Genomic DNA, 17479 nt, shown 5'->3' with positions numbered 1-17479 from the left:
AAAGGAATCTTTATAGTATTGTGTTCCGTTTATTTTAAATATGAATTAAAATAGTCTATTGTTGTTTTTATTATCGATTCTCGTGTTGGATTAATGTCAGCTCCAACTTTTCTCCAATTATGACCTGCGTTTTTTACAATTAATGTGGTTACAGGTGCACCAACCTCATTCGCTTTTTCTGCCATATAATAAGCATGTTTTACAGGGATAGTGGTGTCCTTGTCTCCTTGGATCATTAATAACGGAGCACTGTTTTTATCTAAATAATTAATCGGACTCATTTCCTTATACAGCGCTAATTTATCTTTAGGTTTGGTATCTGGTTTTGTTATTCTAGCACCAAATCGATCTTTAAAATTGGGGCTATCATCATGATTAAATAAACTGATATCTTCAAAATCGCAAGGACCGTACCAAGATACTCCAGCGACCATGTTATAATTGTAAGAAGCCAAATCAGGATCGCCTTTTAAAGTTTCAGGTGAGCTTAATAATAGCATTTGGGAAATTTGACCACCAGCAGAGTCTCCAAAAGAGAAAAACCGATTGGCATCAATGCCTAATGTTTCACTATGTTTAGACAAATAACGCATAGCATCTTTACTGTCTATTACGCAGTCTCGCATGGTATTATTTTCGTCTTTTTTCCAAAGTCTATAACTCACGGATACCACACAAAATCCTTTTTCTAAAAGTGCCGTATGCACAGTTTTAAAAGAAGCATTAGCTGCGCCGTGTCTGCTACCGGTTGTCCAGCCACCTCCATGTGTGTATATCACTACGGGTAATTTTTCACCGTCCTTTAACGTATTAGGATAATAAATATCTAAGTATAAATCCTCTTCTTCGGTAACTTTATAAAGCACATTTAACTTTCTTTTTCCTTCTATTTTTAAGTACGGAACTTGCTTTTTAGCCGAAAATTCTTCAAAGCTAATTAGGTCATCTCCGTTACTGTCCAATAATTTATTTAAATTTTTCCATAGGCGTTTGTTGTCCTCCTCTGTAAATTGACCGTCTTTGTTTACATCTAATCTTTCCCAAGTTTTGTTAATGTAAACATCACGATACGCTCCGTTGGATTGATCCTCTGATTGCGCAAATCCTTGTAAAAAAGGAAATGTGATACCTAGAATTACTAATGAAACATTAAAATTAAATTTTCTAAATCTTGTCATAACTCTGCTGTATTCCTATTTATTACTATACCCTTGACTTTTATAGGTCTCTAAAAGTTGTTCTAATTCTGCTACAACTTCAGGATGTTCATTATAGAGATTATTCTTTTCTTCAGGATCATTAATCATATCATATAACGTCCCAGGAGCTTCGTTAGGTTTTGGTTCTATAGATTTTGGCTTTGTAAAACCACCTGAACCTAATTCGGGAGTGTATTTCCACTTACCTTTTCTTATGGAGAACATGCCGTAAATTGAATGATGTACCACGGCTTCTCTAATTGGTGTCTCTATATTAGATGTATAAGCAGGCCAAAGATTGTAACTGTCTTCAGCTCCTTTTTCTACGTTAGGCTGATTTAATACACCAGTTAAGGTAGCAAACAAATCTGTTGTACACATGAGTTGATTCGATTCCAATCCTTCAGGAATGACACCTGGCCATTTTGCAATATAAGGGACCCTATGACCTCCCTCATAAATATCGGCTTTTTGCCCTTTGTAAATATAATTTGCACGATGCGCAAATTTTTCTTTATCTCTTTCGGTCCAATTAGAGCCGTTATCAGAAGTCACAATAATTAAGGTGTTATCTAGTTTTCCTGCTTTTTCTAAGGCAGTAACAACTGCACCAACAGCATCATCTACCATAGTAACATAATCACCATAATCGCCTGCTTCAGATTTACCTACAGCATCACCTATTGGTAACCAAGGTGTATGAGGTGCTGTTAACGCAAAATAAAGGAAGAAAGGTTGGTCTGTATTTTTTTGATCATCAATAAAAGAAACCGATTTTTTTGTGAAATTGTCTAAGACTTGATCAAAAACAAAATTAGGTGCTTTTTCCCCTGGCCTCCAACTAAGACCGCGCCCCTTTCTTTTTACGTTTGTATATTCCGTAGGTAATTCTACAGCTTTTCCATTTTCGATATATAAATAAGGAGGGATGTCTAATGATGCAGGAATGATATACGAATAGTCAAAGCCTAAATAACTAGGGTCTTTTATGGGTTTACTAAAATCGACATTACTAACTCCGTCTTTTGCTTTTATAGTCTTATCTCCATCTTTTGGTTGCATATCTAAGCCTATGTGCCATTTTCCAATACATGCTGTTGTATAGCCATTATTTTTAAGATAAGAAGCTACTGTTGGCCTGCTTTCTTCTATTAAGGCAGGTTTATAACCGTTTAAAACACCTCTTTTTAGTGAGCTTCTCCAGGCATAACGCCCTGTAATGATGCCATATCTAGTAGGTGTACACACTGAAGAATTTGTGTGTGCATCTGTAAAATGAACTCCTTCTGATAGCATTTTATCCATGTGTGGAGTTTGAATTCCGGATTTTGGATTTAAAGCCGAAAGGTCTCCATAACCCATATCATCGGCTAAAATGTATACGATATTAGGAGTTGTGTTTTTAATAGGAACTTCTTGCTTTTGGACAGTCGCATTAGACTTACAGGATGTTACTAAAACTAATATGAAAAGAAATTTTAATATATTCATTGGTACTTTTAATTTAATTGTCGTTGCTTAAATTATTTTTTTAAAGCAAACTTTATTTGAGGCCATTCTCCTGAAATAGGATCGTTTTCTTGAACTTTCCCAGGCGTACTTCTACCCTCTTTTATTTGTTGGATCAGTATGTCTTTTAATTCCTTAACTTTCTCAGGAAATTGATCGGCAACGTTATTTCTCTCTTTGACGTCCTTTTTTAAATTGTATAGAATTTCTTCCGCAGTAACATCTTTATGTATTTTTGTTTCTCCAGAGGCCATAATACCTGAGTTTGGAGATACGATTAATTTCCAATCTCCTTTTCTAATCGCAAAAACACCATACTTGTCATGATGAATAGTGGCATCTCTTAAATAATCTCCTTCATTGGTTAATAAAGGCATCATGCTAAAACTATCTTCTGCCTCATTATCCTTAAAATCATAATCGATAATATCTCCACATGTTGCCATAAAGTCTGTAGTACATATGGTGGCCTCTGAAACCGAATTTGGTTTTATTTTCCCTGGCCATTTCACTAAAAATGGGACTCTGTGACCTCCTTCTAAATAACTTCCTTTATAACCACTATATATATAACTTGGACTGTGTTTTTCCTTTTTTAAAGTTTTTAAATCGTTAGTAGTAGCAAAACCGTTATCACTTGTAAAGATGACTAATGTGTTTTCGTCAATGCCTTGTACTTTTAGTGTTTCAAAAATACGACCCATTAAATCATCTATCATGATTACAAAATCGGCATAAGGACTTTTAATGTCACTTTGACCTTTCCATGGTGCAATTGGTAACACGGGATTATGTGGAGAAGGCAAAGGAATGTACATAAAAAAAGGTTGGTCTTTATTGGCATTTTCCTTAATGAAAGCAATAGATTTATCTACAACATTTGGTAGTACGTCTTCATGTTTAAAATCATCAGCAATATCTCCTCTAATCCAAGTGGCATATGGTGATTGTTTTTTGGTTTGAGCCGAAATTCCTGTTGGTACCATCGTAGCCTTATTATTTTCTATATACACAAAAGGTGGCATGTTTAGGGATGCTGAAATCATATATGAATAATCGAAGCCCATATCATTAGGTCCAAACTTTAAAGGTTGACTATAATCAATATCCTTAAAATTTAAACGATCTGATGTATCTGAAAAATGATCAAACTCTTTGCTGTTATTTTTCATCGTCCAGTTTAAACCCAAATGCCATTTTCCAATACTTGCTGTTTTATAGCCCTTATTTTTTAGCATCTGTGCCACTGTTAATCTGTTTTTCTGAATTAAACTAGGTGAATTTCCCCAAGTCACAAATTCTTTTAAAGGCGTACGCCAATTATATCTTCCAGTTAAGATGCCGTATCGTGTTGGTGTACACACAGAAGAAGAGGTATGTGCATCTGTAAACTGCATGCCTTCTTTACCCATTTGATCTAAATGAGGTGTTTGTATTTTACTGTTTTCGTTATAAATACTTAAATCACCAATACCCAAATCATCTGCCAAAATGTATATGATATTTGGCTTTTGGGGTTTTGGTTCTTCTGTAGTATCGTTATTATCAAAACTGGTAAGCATAAAAAGTGATGCCAATAATAAGCTACTAATTATAAGTATTTGAGTTGTTTTAGTTTTCATAATTTTATTTAATTATTTTTTAAAGTAACTTCTATAACGTAACCAAGTGCGTCTTTAGGCACTCCTGTTATTGTGGTTTGTAATCCGTTTTTATTCTGATTCCAATTAAGGATCTTATCGCTTCCTAATAGTTTTACCTGTTCAATATCTCCTTCACCCTTTTTTAGTGATTTTATTAAGATATCTCCTTCTGTTTGGGTGAGTGAAATAACATAAACTTTATTTTCTTTAGCAGTAAACCAAAAATCTTTAGATGTAAAATCTCTTTTGAAACCTTTGGCAGCTCTATGACCTGTGCCATCTAATAATGTTTCTTCTTGTCCTTCGTTTGGTGTTTTCCAACGGGTTGTTCCGTAAACAGCATCTGCATTTTGATGAATCCATTTGCCCATGTCGCGCAAGTTTTGTGCACTAGCTTCTGGTACGTGTCCTTTTCCATCAGGACCTATATTTAATAGGTAGTTTCCACCTTTAGATAGAATATCTACAAAATAATACAGCAATTCTTTTGGACTTTTCCAGTCTTCATCATAAGATTTATAACCCCAAGAATTATTCGTGGTACCACAAGTTTCCCAATACTTTTCTAACGTTTCGGAGGCCGAAGGAATCTTATTATCTCCGGCATCTAAATAATCTCCAAACTCCCAGCCAACTCTTCTGTTTACCAATATATTTGGATTTGCATTGTACACCATTTTGTAAAACGTAAAGGATTGTTCTTCAGTTGTAAATCCTTCACCATCAAACCAAATTAAACGTAACTTTGGTAATAACGCAATAAGCTCTTTAATTTGCGGATAACTTTTAGAGGCATAATATTCGGCATGTGTATTTGGACTTGGATCCCACAAATTTTTACCAGAACTATGAGTATAGATTCCTAAGGAATCATTTACTTTTTTTACGTTAGCGTAGTTACCATCACCTCCATCATTCCAGTCGTTTCCATGTGAATAATAAACACCAAAATCTAAACCTTCGTTTAAACAAGCTTCATATAATTCTTTTACAACATCGGCTTTGTAAGGCGTTGCATCTACCATATCGTATTCTGAACTCTCAGAATCAAACAATGCAAAACCGTCGTGATGTTTAGAGGTAATCACTACATATTTCATTCCAACATCTTTGGCAAGTTTGGCTATGTTTTGCGCAAAAGATTTATCTGGGTTAAACGTTTTTGCGAGTTGGGCATATTCATCTCTAGGAATTTGAAACGCATGCATTAACCATTCTGCTACTTTTGGTCCTGGATATGGAGCATCGTTAATTTTAGTCCCTTTCCAAATTCCACCTGCCTGAGAATATAATCCCCAATGTATAAACATACCCAGTTTTGCCTCTTTAAACCATTTAAGCGCTTCTTGTTTTTCATTAGATTGATGCATGGTTAACCATTCGCTGTGATATTTACCAGAACCCACTAAATTTTTATAATGCGGAACCAATCGTACTTGATTAAAATTGGCTTCTGTCTCTATAGTTAAAACATGTTTAGCTGAGATATCCTTAATTTTAATTGGCTTCTTGAATTCTGAAACTATTTTATGGTCATAAGTGGTGTAATCTTTTTGAAAGTCTCCCTCTAACTCCTGATCATCTATCGTAACTTTAGCTACGGATGAATTTGTTGGTAAAGCATCAAAAACAACTTGTACGGAATAATCAATTGGGTGTGTGACTTCAATATCCCAACTGTATGTATTTGCTTCTTTTACACCATCTGCCTTATTCAATATTGCCCAATTCGTAGTTTGGTCAAAAACCTGACTTTCAGATTCATTTGCCTTTTCTTTTTGTACACATCCATACTGTGCCAAAATGGGTACAATTAGTAAACAAATAATTCTTAAATTAGTTTTCATCTTAAATATAGTTGTTGTTTACTTTCTTTCTAGTTTTCTGTTGCTATGGTATTATACGCTTCAGCTGTCATCCAAGTTAAATCATCCCAATACCCAGTATCATTATTCTGATAAACCCCTTTAGTTGTGCGTCCGCTAGCAATAATGACATTTATTTTAGCTGTTAAATCCTTTACTTTTTTAGGGTGTTTCTTTGCTAAATTTGTCTCCTCGCTTGGATCATTATCTAAATCATATAATTCAATGCCTTCTTCTTTCTTTTTAGATGGTAAAACCAATTTCCAGTTGCCTTCAGTAATAGCATACCTGCCAATTTTACCATTATCTCCTCTATTTATAAGAGGTAAGCGGTTATATGTACTTTGAGTTGTTGTTAAAACTGAAGCAAAACTTTGACTATCTTCACCTGCATTGTCGGAAATATCAACTCCTAATAAATCCGCAAAAGTTGCTAATAAGTCAACTTGTCCTACAGGTTTATTCCATGTACGACCAGATTCTTTAATTCCATTTGGCCAACGCACTATAAATGGTACGCGGTGACCGCCTTCGTAAACCGAACGTTTTCCTTCTTTTAATCCTCCTCTACTGTCATGATTAAATTCTTCGATACGTTTACCCCAAGATTTTTCAGGCCCATTATCACTGGTAAAAACAATCAAGGTATCATCATCTAGTCCTGACTCTTTTAAATAATTTAAAATTTGTCCAATATGATAATCCGTCTCTATTACAAATTCACCATAAGCACCTGAATCTCCTTCACCATGAAATTCTGGTAATGGAGCTACAGGATAATGTGGAGATGTATATGGTAAATACAAGAAAAAAGGTTTATCATTTTTAGCATCACCTTCTACTGTTTTCATCCAATCAATGGCTTTCTCTGTAAATTGAGTTAGACATTGGTTATCCGTAAAATCTGGAGCAACCTCAAAACCAGGTTTTCCTAATTTCTCTTTTGTCTGTTCGGGAGTTGTATCATATGGTGGCATGATTCGATAATCTACATGCCTATCATTTTTCTTTTTATTCGTATATTCTGTTGGAGGAACTTTGGCAAATCTACCTTCAAACCAAGCCAGAATACCAAAATTTAATGAGGCTGGTACTCCATAAAAATAATCAAAGCCTTTGTCTAAGGGCATATCTTTTATAGGCTGTGACCAATCTCTGTTTTGAGGAGTTCCAGGAAAATCCATTCCTAAATGCCATTTGCCCACCATTGCTGTATGGTAACCTTGATTTTTTAAAAGTGATGCCAATGTTTCTCTTCCATCTTCTATTAAACATGTGGCTTCAGATTTCATCACACCATTTTTAAGTGTTGTTCTCCAACTATAACGACCAGTTAACAAGGAATATCTAGAAGGTGTACATACTGAAGAAGCACTGTGCCCATTTGTAAAGGCAATCCCTTCATTTACTAAACGGTCCATGTTTGGTGTTTTAAATTTAGCATCTTTATTTAAAGTGCTTACATCTCCATAGCCCTGATCATCTGTATAAATAACAATGATATTTGGTTTATTAGATTCTTGTGCGCAAGCTGTTGCTATAAATGTTAAACTTACATAAGACACCAACATTAGACATCGTATTAATATATTTTTTAATCGCTTCATTGCTATAATGATTTTATAATAGCATCTAAGCTAACGCCTAATGTTGCTTCTGCGATTTTACTTAATTCTTGTTCTTCGCCTTGTAAATGAATAGTGGTTTGAATATGAACCATCGTTTCATTTGGTTTTAAGGCTGCTGCTGGCGACGACGTTTCTAACTCATAAAATGGTCCCATCGGTGGAACTCCTGGTTCTGGAGAACCATCGTTATAAGCGTTTAATACATCTCCTGCAAAGGGTTCTTCTTGGTGCTCCCATGCTGAATTCACATATCCATGAGGCGCTTCTTGGGTATTATAAGTGATTAAAGTCAAAACTTTACCTACGGCATCATAGCTTCCTGCAATTCCTTTTGAGCGTTTTGAGTTGACTCCAATTTTACTCCGTTTGGTCCCATCTCCCTTAAAAAACAAAATATTTTCTTTTACTTCTAAATAGTCTTTAGGCACCTTACCAAAATAGGTATCATTAACTGTTTGTCCTAAAATGGCTTCTTCTCCATCTTTAAAAGGAATAATCATAGTCGTTTCTGACGATGGCTTATACATCCCTAACATCCAAATAGAAGGTAAGCCCGTTTCTGGTATCCATGGTTGATCACCAATATTTGTAATTTGATTATTGCTTTGATAACCAACAAACTCAACATTTGTTGAAAATTTCTTTTTTATTATGTTTTCAATGGATGCTTTATTTAAAATAGAAATGGAACGTCCAATACCCATTTTAAAAATTGTTCCACTTTTATTTATGAGTTCACAACGGTGTTCAAACGTCGCCGAATGATCTGTATGAGAAACCAAGGTAAAAGCCTCTGTATCTATAACAGCTGGAGTTTTCCAGTTTGAAAATTCAAAATCGTCTTCTGGTTTAAAAAAGAGCGAAAACTGACCGCCTTCAGGACCTAACCAAAAACGTTCTTCACCTCCAAATACATAAATTTGATCTTCGATTTTTCCTTTACGTTCTTCTTCTGATAAGAAACCTTTTTCAATAACTTTTTTGTTAATCCAACCAAAACCGTTACCTGAATCAGCATTGGTAGCACTTGTCATTACTCGACCTTGAAACAAAGGAGCAACAGCCACGGCGCTCTTGTTATTCTTTAAAACAACAATATCTGTGTATTTTTTAAGGAAGTCTAAATCTTTTGAAAAATTGTCTTCGTTAAGCATGTTATCAGTCATAATTATGGAATTATAGTGTAATTGATACTTTTTATAAACCAAAATCGTTATCTAAGTAATACAAACGATTAAGGCTACTAAGTTGCCGTTTCTATTTGGTTATTGTTATATCTAATTCAATCAAAAAAATGTAGTATTTAAATCATTATATCGCTTCAAGTCGATTCTTAGTAGTTGAAATTTACCTTGTTATTTTTTTGAACTCCAAAGAGGAATACCTTGTGCCTCTAATTGCTTATAATATCTTATGTGAAGCGGATGTTCCTTTACTCTTTTTCTGTTTTCGTTTACCATAAGTGGAATAGAATTGGTCCACCATTCATTATAAGGTTGTTCAAATTTAGTAATTACATCAGGGTTTTGTGCAGCCACATTTTCACGCTCACCAGGATCGCTAATAACATCATACAATTCCTTGTTATTTACAAAACGCCATTGCTGACTTCTAATCGCCATTTTAGTGTACTTAGCTTCATTAACCATTCCAGTTTTCCAACGTCCACAATGTGTAAACATCAAACGATCTTTCCAAGTTGTCGTTGTATTTTCTAACAATGGCAATAAGGATAAGCCTTCTAAGGGTTGCATCGATTCTGGTAGTTTAACTCCTGTCAATTCTGAAAAAGTTAGGTATAAATCTACATGTGCTGTTAGTTGGTTAATATCTTTGCCTTCCGTTAAAACACCTTTCCAATAAAAGAAAAGCGGCACGTGATTTCCACCTTCATTTGGCGAGTTTTTTCCACCTTTAAGGTTGGCATTAAAGTGCTTTACGTTTTCCCCATTTAAAGTTCCTCTTAAATGTGTTGCTCCATTATCTGTAGTAAAAATAACTAAGGTGTTTTCTAAAGCATTCCATTCTTCAAGTTTACGCATCAATCTTCCAAAATTGTCATCAATATTTTCAATCATACCATATCTGCCTGCAGTCCCTTCATCATATCCTAATTCTAAAAATCGTTTTTTGTAAGCTTCAGGAGCAACCAAAGGTGCGTGAGGTGCATTTAAAGAGATATAGGTAAAATAGGGTTGTTTATGATCTATCTTTTCTTTGGACCAAGACAAGGCAGCATCAAAAAAAACATCGGTACAAAAGCCTTTGGTTTTTACAATCGTTTCATTGTGAAGTAAAATATTATCAAAATAAACATTGTCTTTATTAGGTGGAAAATCACCTAAACTCACTTGTCCAATGCCACCAGCTCCATGCATCAGTACTTCATTAAATCCTCTGTTTTGTGGTAAATACTCCTTTGCATCTCCCAAGTGCCATTTACCAAAAAGTCCGGTTTGGTAACCTGCAGACTGTAACGCTTGAGGTAGCGTGTACACCTCTAAAGCCATGCGTTCGCGATCTAAAATAGTATGGGTAACACCAACTCTAAATTCATGACGACCACTCATTAGAGCAGCTCGAGAAGGAGCACAAGTAGGACTTACATGGTATTCTGTAAAACGTGTTGATTTTTGATAAAAAGCATCAATATTTGGAGTTTTTACAACTTCATTTCCCATACAAGAAAAATCTCCCATACCTTGATCATCCGTCATTACAAAGATGATGTTAGGTTTACTATTTTTTAACGTATTAGTACTTTCTTGAGCATGGCCCATTTGAATAAAAAATAAGAAACACAAACAAAAGTTGGTAACTGTATTTTTCATGATTCCTATTTTTATATTTAACTTTTAATTACTTTATTTTTTGAAACTCTTCTTTTTTCCATAAAAAGATTATAACTCTATTAAAGACCTCTTATATCTTTTCACTTCCTTTAAAAGCTTAATTCTTTTTTTTCTTTTTATTTTTATTTTTTTTCTTTCCTTTTTTAGGATCCTTTATTAACTCATGAAATTTACTTTTCACCATAAACCTATTTTCATCAATAAAAATAACGCCACATTCATGTGCCCCTTTTGGTACATTAACAGTGTATTCTAATTTATCTTTACTATACTCTAAAGGTACTTTTATGTATGTTGTGTGTAATTTTTTCTTTCCAGTAGCACTTGGTTTATCAGAGATTTTAATAAGCGCATAACTTTCAATCACATTAGATTTTCCTTTTTCTAATTGAATAGAAACTTTACGAGAGTTTGCATCAAAAACATCATTCACAATAACTGGAATAGCGGCTGCATCCTCTTCGTTTTTAAATTTAGAAGGGTCTTTATATGGCAGCTTAGCATCGTAATCTTTTAGATACTTTTCTAGTTTAGCAGCTAACTTATTAACAATTTCAGGAGATTCTGCTGCAATATCATGTTGTTCTTCTAAATCATATCGCTTTCCATCTTTATACAAACGATGCAATACATATTTACCAGAATTAAAGTTTTTATACAATTTATAGTCTCCATATCTAATAGCCGATTGGTTTTTAACATCGTCTCCATAAGGATAGTGCCACCATAAATCTTCTCTAGGTTTTCCTTTGCTGTCTTTTACATCATTTTCGTTATTTAACAAGACATTAGAAATATCTAATCCGTCTAAATCATCTCTATATTTAGAAGGTATTTCACTATTTGTCAGGTTTAAAATAGTTGGATAAAAGTCTAACTGATTGATTAAAACATCTTTTGTTTTTTCCTTTGGAATACTTGGTCCAGAAATAAGCATTGGAACTCTAATACCACCTTCTTCAGAGTATTTTTTACCTTTATCTAAAGGAGCATTGTCAGACATTACTTCTGCCTTACGAGTTTCCGCTCCACCATTATCCGATGAAAAGAAGATATACGTAGTTTCGTATAATTTTTTACCAGGATTTCTAGGGTCATCTGTTTTCTTTAACAAATCTACAACTCGCCCTAAACTCCAATCTAAGGTAGTTACCATAGCACCAAAATAAGGATTGTTCTGACCTTCTTTAGTCCATTCAGCATCTACTTCTGGAAGCTCTACGCCTAATTTATCACAATAATAGTCTAATAATGCGCGGTTTTTTGAGTGAATTGGATAATGCACCATCCAATGTGCTAAATATAAAAAGAAAGGTTCCTCTTTACTTTCGGTAATAAATTTAAGTGCATTTTCTGTAACGGCATCCGTTGGATAAGAAATTCCTTCAGGATTTTCCTTTGTAAAAGGAAAATATTTTTCTTTACTTAAGCGGTATGGATCATTAGCGTCATTTGTTGCAAAATTAGTCAAACGAGTGTCTGGTTTTTTAGGTCCTGTGTGTGCTCCTCTAGATTCATGCGCAAAATCAAAACCTTGATTGGTTGATTTTTGAATTTTAAGTTCTCCTGCATGCCATTTCCCTACATGAGCTGTTTTATAACCATTCATTTTTAAAGCTTCTGCGATGGTAAAGTTTTCTGGCATTAATCCTGATGGAAAATAAGGACTAATATATTTTTCAGCTCTCTGAGCCTTAGGAACTCCTCCTCCACTTACATTGGTGATGCCTGTTTTAGCAGGATGTAATCCGCTTAAAAGTGCAGAACGAGAAGGCGCACAAGTTGGTGCCGGAGAGTATGCGTTGGTAAAATTGATAGCATCTTCCGCTAATTTGGCAATGTTTGGCGTATCCCAAGCACAAGGCGCATCTAAATCATTTAATTGTACGTCTTGCCAACCTAAATCATCCGCATAAAAAATGATGATATTTGGTTTTATTAATTTAGAATTCTTTTGACTATACATTGCATTAGATACAAATAGTGATAAGAACAATAAACCTAAAAGATTTGTTTTGTTTTTCATCGTAAGTATTTTAAATTTTATTTGTTTTAATTATTTCTGTTTTTCTTATTTTTTTTAGATTTTTTTGGTGATTTTAAAGCATGAAATTTACTTTTAACCATAAATCTGTTTTCATCTATAAAAATGATACCCGCTTCTGTTACTCCAACTGGAAGCGTTAAGGTATATTCTGATGTCTTTTTATTAAATTCTCCTTCTAATTTTGTAAAAGGTTCATGCACTTTTCTGTGTTTACCATTTTTTGAAACGGCATGTAAATCTTTGTAAGATATCAATCCATAAAACTCAATAACTTTAGAGTTCCCATTTTCTAATGTAACCGTAATTTTACGTGATACAGGATCAAAAGAATCTGATTTAATTTTTGGAATAGCAGCTACATTTTCTGGTTCTCCTTTTATTTTTGAAGGATTTTTATAAGGGAATTTAGCATCGTACTCTTTTAAATACTTTTCTAATCTTGTAGATAAATCTTTAACTATCTCTGGAGACTGTTCTGCAATATCAAATTTCTCTTCTAAATCTGCTCTTTCACCATTTTTGTACAAACGGTATAATTCATAATTACCTTTTGTATGGTTTTTATACAATTTATAATCTCCCGCTCTTATTGCAGATTGCATTTGAAATTCACGATTGTGAGGAAAATGCCACCATAAATCTTTTCTTGGTTCTCCATTGTTATTTTTGATAACAGTTTCATTATTTAACAAAACTCCAGAAATATCTAATCCATCTAAATCGGAACTGTACTTAGTAGGTATTTTACTATTTGTAAGGTCTAAAATTGTTGGATAAAAATCTAATTGATTTACCAATCCATCATATACCTTTCCTTTTGGTATACTTGGTCCAGAAATAAGCAATGGTACTCTAATACCTCCTTCTTGAGCATATTTCTTTCCTTCATCTAATGGAAAATTATCTGTAACTATTTCTTTACCTACGTGTTCAACAGCTCCATTATCCGAAGAAAAAAAGATATAAGTAGTTTCGTATAATTTTTTACCAGGATTTCTAGGGTCGTCTGTTTTCTTTAGTAAGTCTACAACACGTCCTAAACTCCAGTCTAAGGTTGTTACCATAGATCCAAAATAAGGGTTTGTTTGACCTTCTGTAGTTACAGGGACATCTTTTGTTGGGAAATCAATTCCTAACTTATCACAGTAGTATTGTAATAACTCGCGGTTTTTAGTATGAATTGGAGAATGAACCATCCAATGTGCTAAATATAAGAAGAAAGGTTCGTTTTTACTTTCACCAATAAATTTAAGAGCATTCTCAGTAATTTCATCATATGGGTATGAAATTCCTTCCGGAGAATCTTTGGTAAAAGGAGGATATTTTTCATCACTTAAACGGTAAGGATCATTCTTTGCTTTTGTTGCAAATGTATTCAAACGGTTGTCTGGTTTTTTAGGTCCTTGATGTGCTCCTCTAGATTCATGAACAAAATCAAAACCTTGGTTTTTTGATTTTTGAGAATCATCATGTCCTGCATGCCATTTTCCAATATGTCCTGTTGTATATCCATTCATTTTTAAAGCTTCCGCAATTGTAAAATGTTTTGGAAACAATCCTCCTTCAAAAAAAGGTGATATATAATTTTGGCTTTGCTCTGCGTTAGGCATTTGCCCCCCAGCAACGTGTGTTACTCCTGTTTTGGTAGGATGTAACCCACTTAAAACAGCACATCTAGATGGCGCACAAGTAGGTGCAGGAGAATATCCGTTTGTAAAATTTACAGCATCTTCAGCTAATTTTGAAATATTAGGCGTTTCCCATGGGCTTGGTTCGTCTAAATTATTTATTTCTGTATCCTGCCAACCTAAATCATCAGCATAAAAAATAATAACATTGGGTTTTATTAAATCCTTTTTTTCTTGACTAATTCCATAATTAGAAAAGAACAATAAAATTGCTAGAGTTGTTAAAAGTGATTTCATTTTATATGTATAAATAATTTAGTGTTAGTTTATTTCCAATCTAATTGGGCTGTTTTGTTTTGTATATCTAAGGTAACGTCTAAATATTCAAAAGACCTTGTGTAAATGTAGCCTTCACGTACGGCATAGCCTTTTGGTGCTCCTAGGTTTTTCTCATACTGCGGAAACGTTTTAAGCCAAACCGCAGATTTTTGAATATCATAACCATCATGTGGATAGACATAACTGTATTCCTCAGCGCAAACAAGAAAAATAGCCAATAGATAATCTAAGCGTTTTGTAAAATTTTCATTTATAGTTACTTTTTTTCTAGCATCATCAATACCTGCTTCAGCATTTTCTAAACCTTTACCAATACCAAGAGACATAGCTATGACACTGCCTTCTCTCGCTGATTTTTGAACAGCCTCAATACCTTTTGCTAGGTAATCTTCATAAGTCATGCCAAAACTTTCATGTTCAAAGCCTTCTATGTAAGAACCATCAAAGAATTTTAAGTATTCCCTTCCTGAATCTTTAAATTCTGGACGCACACGAAGGATATTTGCAATTAATAAGTTGTCTTTTCCTATTTGGGCGTCTAAATCTGCCATCATGGATAAATAGCCCGTTTTAATAGCTTCTCGTTTTTCTTCTCCAACACGATTGTTAAAAAACATAGGGACTAAAACTTTAATATTAGCATCTAAAAACACCCCATCAATAAATGGGCTTTCGGTAACTTTTTTCACATGGTTTAACCAATATTCGCGAACATAGTCTTCAGAGATATCAAAGAAGCCCGTTCTACCGTTTGGCATCAACGCTTTTTGTCCTTTAGTGTTAACTAATAAAGCTTCGGGATGTTTATATAAAAATTCTTCATCTTCATTATAACCTCCCCAGTTTACAATAACGTTTTTGTAGTATAATATTTTAGCATCAGGATTTATTTTTTTTACAGCTTTAGCAGCTCTAATAGTACCTATTTCTGTGGATCCATAAGCTTTACTTCCTGTTGTTTTTTCAAAGGTTGTAAGAGGAAATTTTGAAAGGTAGGTTAGCTCCTCTTTTGTAAATGCTTCAGATTTACGCAGATGCATATACAAAGGCATTTTATCCCATGAAAATTCAGGTAATTTTTGTTTTACCAAAGCTATTTCTTGTTTTTGTACTGAACACGCACATAAAGAAACGGCTAATAAAACTACTAAAAAGGACGATTTTAAACGCATTGTTACCTCTAGTTAATTTAATTGTATTTTCAACTATTCTGTAATTATTTTAAAACAAATAGCAGATTGATTTGGGATGTTTTTAAAATCATATGTAATAGCCAAACCATCTTTGTTTCGGTTCCATCTGATGATTTCATCGCTACCTAACAACTGTATCTCTTTTATATTTTTTTGTAAAAGCCCATCTTGCTTTAACACCTTAATCAAAATATCTTCTGTTGGTGGTGCTAATAGAAAAGCGTAGAGATTTCCATCTTTTGTGGTAAAACGAATGTCTTTTTCTGAGAATTCCTTTAAATTCTCACCAGCGCGTTTTGTCACAATTTCTAAAGGACCTTCCCCAAAAGTTTTCCAAGGTCTAGTATTGTAAATACCGTCTTGATTCATTTTTACAAAGGCACCAAAGTCGCTTAACATTTTTATTTGATTTTCAGGAATCGTACCATCGCCTTTTAGCGCCAAATTAATCATTACAATACCATTTTTACTAATGGCATCAATAGCATTACCAATTAAAACATCTAATGACATTTTAGTGAAAGCATCTTTTCTGTAAAACCAGCTTCCAGATAAATCGGTTGCCCATATCCATGGATGCTCTTGTTGTTCCCCAAACATCCCTCGCTCTAAGTTATAAGTAAATGCAGCTTTGTTCTCTTTTGCGTTTTTAAAAGATAAAACAGTGGTTTGTTTGCCATTATTCTCTTTTAAATCTCTATTTAAATACTCTGAAAATAGTTTAACACCCAATCCTTTTCCGGTTTTTATAGACGGATAAGGAGAATCGTTATTAAACATATCTGGATCATATTTTTCTATTAAATCCCAAGACCGCTTGTACCAATGTTCGTTCCAACTATCTTGACTCGCGAATTCTTTAGTGTCATAATCCATATTAAAGAATTCCCATTCTGGTGTGCCTTCTTTTTGAAATTTCCGAGCCGTTCTAAAAAAGCGAGGCGACCAATATAAGTGTGTAGATACTCCAAATTTTAAATCATGTTTGTAAGCGGCATCTTTCCATTCTCTTAGGATATCTTTCTTTGGGCCCATTTTAACTGAATTCCACGGAAAGAAGGAATCATACATATCAAAATTATCGTGATGTGTGGCCACAGGCATTATAAAACGCGCTCCAGAAGCTTTAACAAACTGTACAATCTTATCGGCATCAAAATTTTCAGCTTTAAAGTCTGCTATAAATTTTTCGTAACCAAATTCTGAAGGAGGCCCATAGTGTTCCGTATGCCATTGCGTTAATTTTACCGTTCTAAGTCTGTCTGGTTCATTCCTAGCATCATAATCTTCATCACCATACATTCGTCTTCCGTAGTGTGATCCATCTTCAACTCTGTTTTCGTCTATTGAAGACGGAATTCCCCAATGCATCCAAACACCAATTTTACCATCTTGGAACCATTTTGGCGTTTTGTAGTTTTCTGCCATTGCCTCCCAGTTGGCATCAATTGTTTTTTTTGCCTGCTTCGTTTGACTAAAAACAAAGCAAGTACTTAGTAGAAAAAAAAGAAGGGTAGCGCGTTTCTTTATGAACATACGTTATTATTTATCAGGTACACAAAGTAACCATTTACTA

General features: G+C 34.1%; 11 protein-coding genes. All 11 read right to left on the bottom strand.

Annotated features, from left to right (window positions below; all coding sequences use genetic code 11):
• Positions 1 to 29: 29 nt before the first annotated feature.
• Positions 30 to 1178, bottom strand: coding sequence for an alpha/beta hydrolase fold domain-containing protein (locus H0I32_RS15520; RefSeq protein WP_179314474.1), 1149 nt, complete (start codon positions 1176 to 1178; stop codon positions 30 to 32).
• Between the two features lie 15 nt (positions 1179 to 1193).
• A complete protein-coding gene (locus H0I32_RS15515; protein WP_179314473.1) occupies positions 1194 to 2690 on the bottom strand; it encodes a sulfatase family protein in 1497 nt (498 codons plus the stop codon).
• 32 nt (positions 2691 to 2722) lie between these two features.
• Positions 2723 to 4330 carry a sulfatase family protein gene (locus H0I32_RS15510; protein WP_218747087.1) on the bottom strand — a complete coding sequence of 536 codons (1608 nt, stop codon included), beginning with the start codon at positions 4328 to 4330 and terminating at the stop codon, positions 2723 to 2725.
• Positions 4331 to 4338: 8 nt separating this feature from the next.
• Positions 4339 to 6198 (bottom strand): alpha-L-fucosidase, encoded by a 1860-nt coding sequence (locus H0I32_RS15505; protein ID WP_179314472.1) that lies wholly within the window; start codon positions 6196 to 6198, stop codon positions 4339 to 4341.
• Positions 6199 to 6227: 29 nt separating this feature from the next.
• Positions 6228 to 7823 (bottom strand): sulfatase family protein, encoded by a 1596-nt coding sequence (locus H0I32_RS15500; RefSeq protein WP_179314471.1) that lies wholly within the window; start codon positions 7821 to 7823, stop codon positions 6228 to 6230.
• A 2-nt stretch (positions 7824 to 7825) separates the two neighbouring features.
• The gene (locus H0I32_RS15495; RefSeq protein WP_218747086.1) at positions 7826 to 9010 is read right to left on the bottom strand and encodes a DUF6786 family protein; all 1185 of its coding nucleotides are present in this window, start codon (positions 9008 to 9010) and stop codon (positions 7826 to 7828) included.
• A gap of 189 nt (positions 9011 to 9199) precedes the next feature.
• Positions 9200 to 10675, bottom strand: coding sequence for an arylsulfatase (locus H0I32_RS15490; protein ID WP_179314470.1), 1476 nt, complete (start codon positions 10673 to 10675; stop codon positions 9200 to 9202).
• Between the two features lie 118 nt (positions 10676 to 10793).
• A complete protein-coding gene (locus H0I32_RS15485; protein ID WP_179314469.1) occupies positions 10794 to 12722 on the bottom strand; it encodes a sulfatase in 1929 nt (642 codons plus the stop codon).
• A gap of 26 nt (positions 12723 to 12748) precedes the next feature.
• Entirely contained in the window at positions 12749 to 14668 is a 1920-nt protein-coding gene (locus H0I32_RS15480) for a sulfatase (RefSeq protein WP_179314468.1), read from the bottom strand.
• Positions 14669 to 14697: 29 nt separating this feature from the next.
• Positions 14698 to 15882: a putative glycoside hydrolase gene (locus H0I32_RS15475; protein WP_179314467.1), complete on the bottom strand. Its 1185-nt coding sequence runs from the start codon at positions 15880 to 15882 to the stop codon at positions 14698 to 14700.
• Positions 15883 to 15915: 33 nt separating this feature from the next.
• Positions 15916 to 17439: an alpha-L-fucosidase gene (locus H0I32_RS15470; protein ID WP_179314466.1), complete on the bottom strand. Its 1524-nt coding sequence runs from the start codon at positions 17437 to 17439 to the stop codon at positions 15916 to 15918.
• Positions 17440 to 17479: the final 40 nt, after the last annotated feature.

The organism is Winogradskyella sp. HaHa_3_26, from assembly GCF_019278425.1.
GTDB lineage: Bacteria > Bacteroidota > Bacteroidia > Flavobacteriales > Flavobacteriaceae > Winogradskyella > Winogradskyella undariae.
The sequence above is the reverse complement of the archived record's forward strand: the minus strand, read 5'-3'. Positions and strand labels throughout refer to the sequence as shown.

What these genes read in the sequence shown, in the direction of transcription:
- H0I32_RS15500 (WP_179314471.1), bottom strand. Translation starts at nt 7,823, where the DNA reads ATGAAGCGATTAAAAAATATATTAATACGATGTCTAATGTTGGTGTCT.
- H0I32_RS15485 (WP_179314469.1), bottom strand. Translation starts at nt 12,722, where the DNA reads ATGAAAAACAAAACAAATCTTTTAGGTTTATTGTTCTTATCACTATTT.
- H0I32_RS15480 (WP_179314468.1), bottom strand. Translation starts at nt 14,668, where the DNA reads ATGAAATCACTTTTAACAACTCTAGCAATTTTATTGTTCTTTTCTAAT.
- H0I32_RS15510 (WP_218747087.1), bottom strand. Translation starts at nt 4,330, where the DNA reads ATGAAAACTAAAACAACTCAAATACTTATAATTAGTAGCTTATTATTG.
- H0I32_RS15475 (WP_179314467.1), bottom strand. Translation starts at nt 15,882, where the DNA reads ATGCGTTTAAAATCGTCCTTTTTAGTAGTTTTATTAGCCGTTTCTTTA.
- H0I32_RS15515 (WP_179314473.1), bottom strand. Translation starts at nt 2,690, where the DNA reads ATGAATATATTAAAATTTCTTTTCATATTAGTTTTAGTAACATCCTGT.
- H0I32_RS15495 (WP_218747086.1), bottom strand. Translation starts at nt 9,010, where the DNA reads ATGACTGATAACATGCTTAACGAAGACAATTTTTCAAAAGATTTAGAC.
- H0I32_RS15470 (WP_179314466.1), bottom strand. Translation starts at nt 17,439, where the DNA reads ATGTTCATAAAGAAACGCGCTACCCTTCTTTTTTTTCTACTAAGTACT.
- H0I32_RS15490 (WP_179314470.1), bottom strand. Translation starts at nt 10,675, where the DNA reads ATGAAAAATACAGTTACCAACTTTTGTTTGTGTTTCTTATTTTTTATT.
- H0I32_RS15505 (WP_179314472.1), bottom strand. Translation starts at nt 6,198, where the DNA reads ATGAAAACTAATTTAAGAATTATTTGTTTACTAATTGTACCCATTTTG.
- H0I32_RS15520 (WP_179314474.1), bottom strand. Translation starts at nt 1,178, where the DNA reads ATGACAAGATTTAGAAAATTTAATTTTAATGTTTCATTAGTAATTCTA.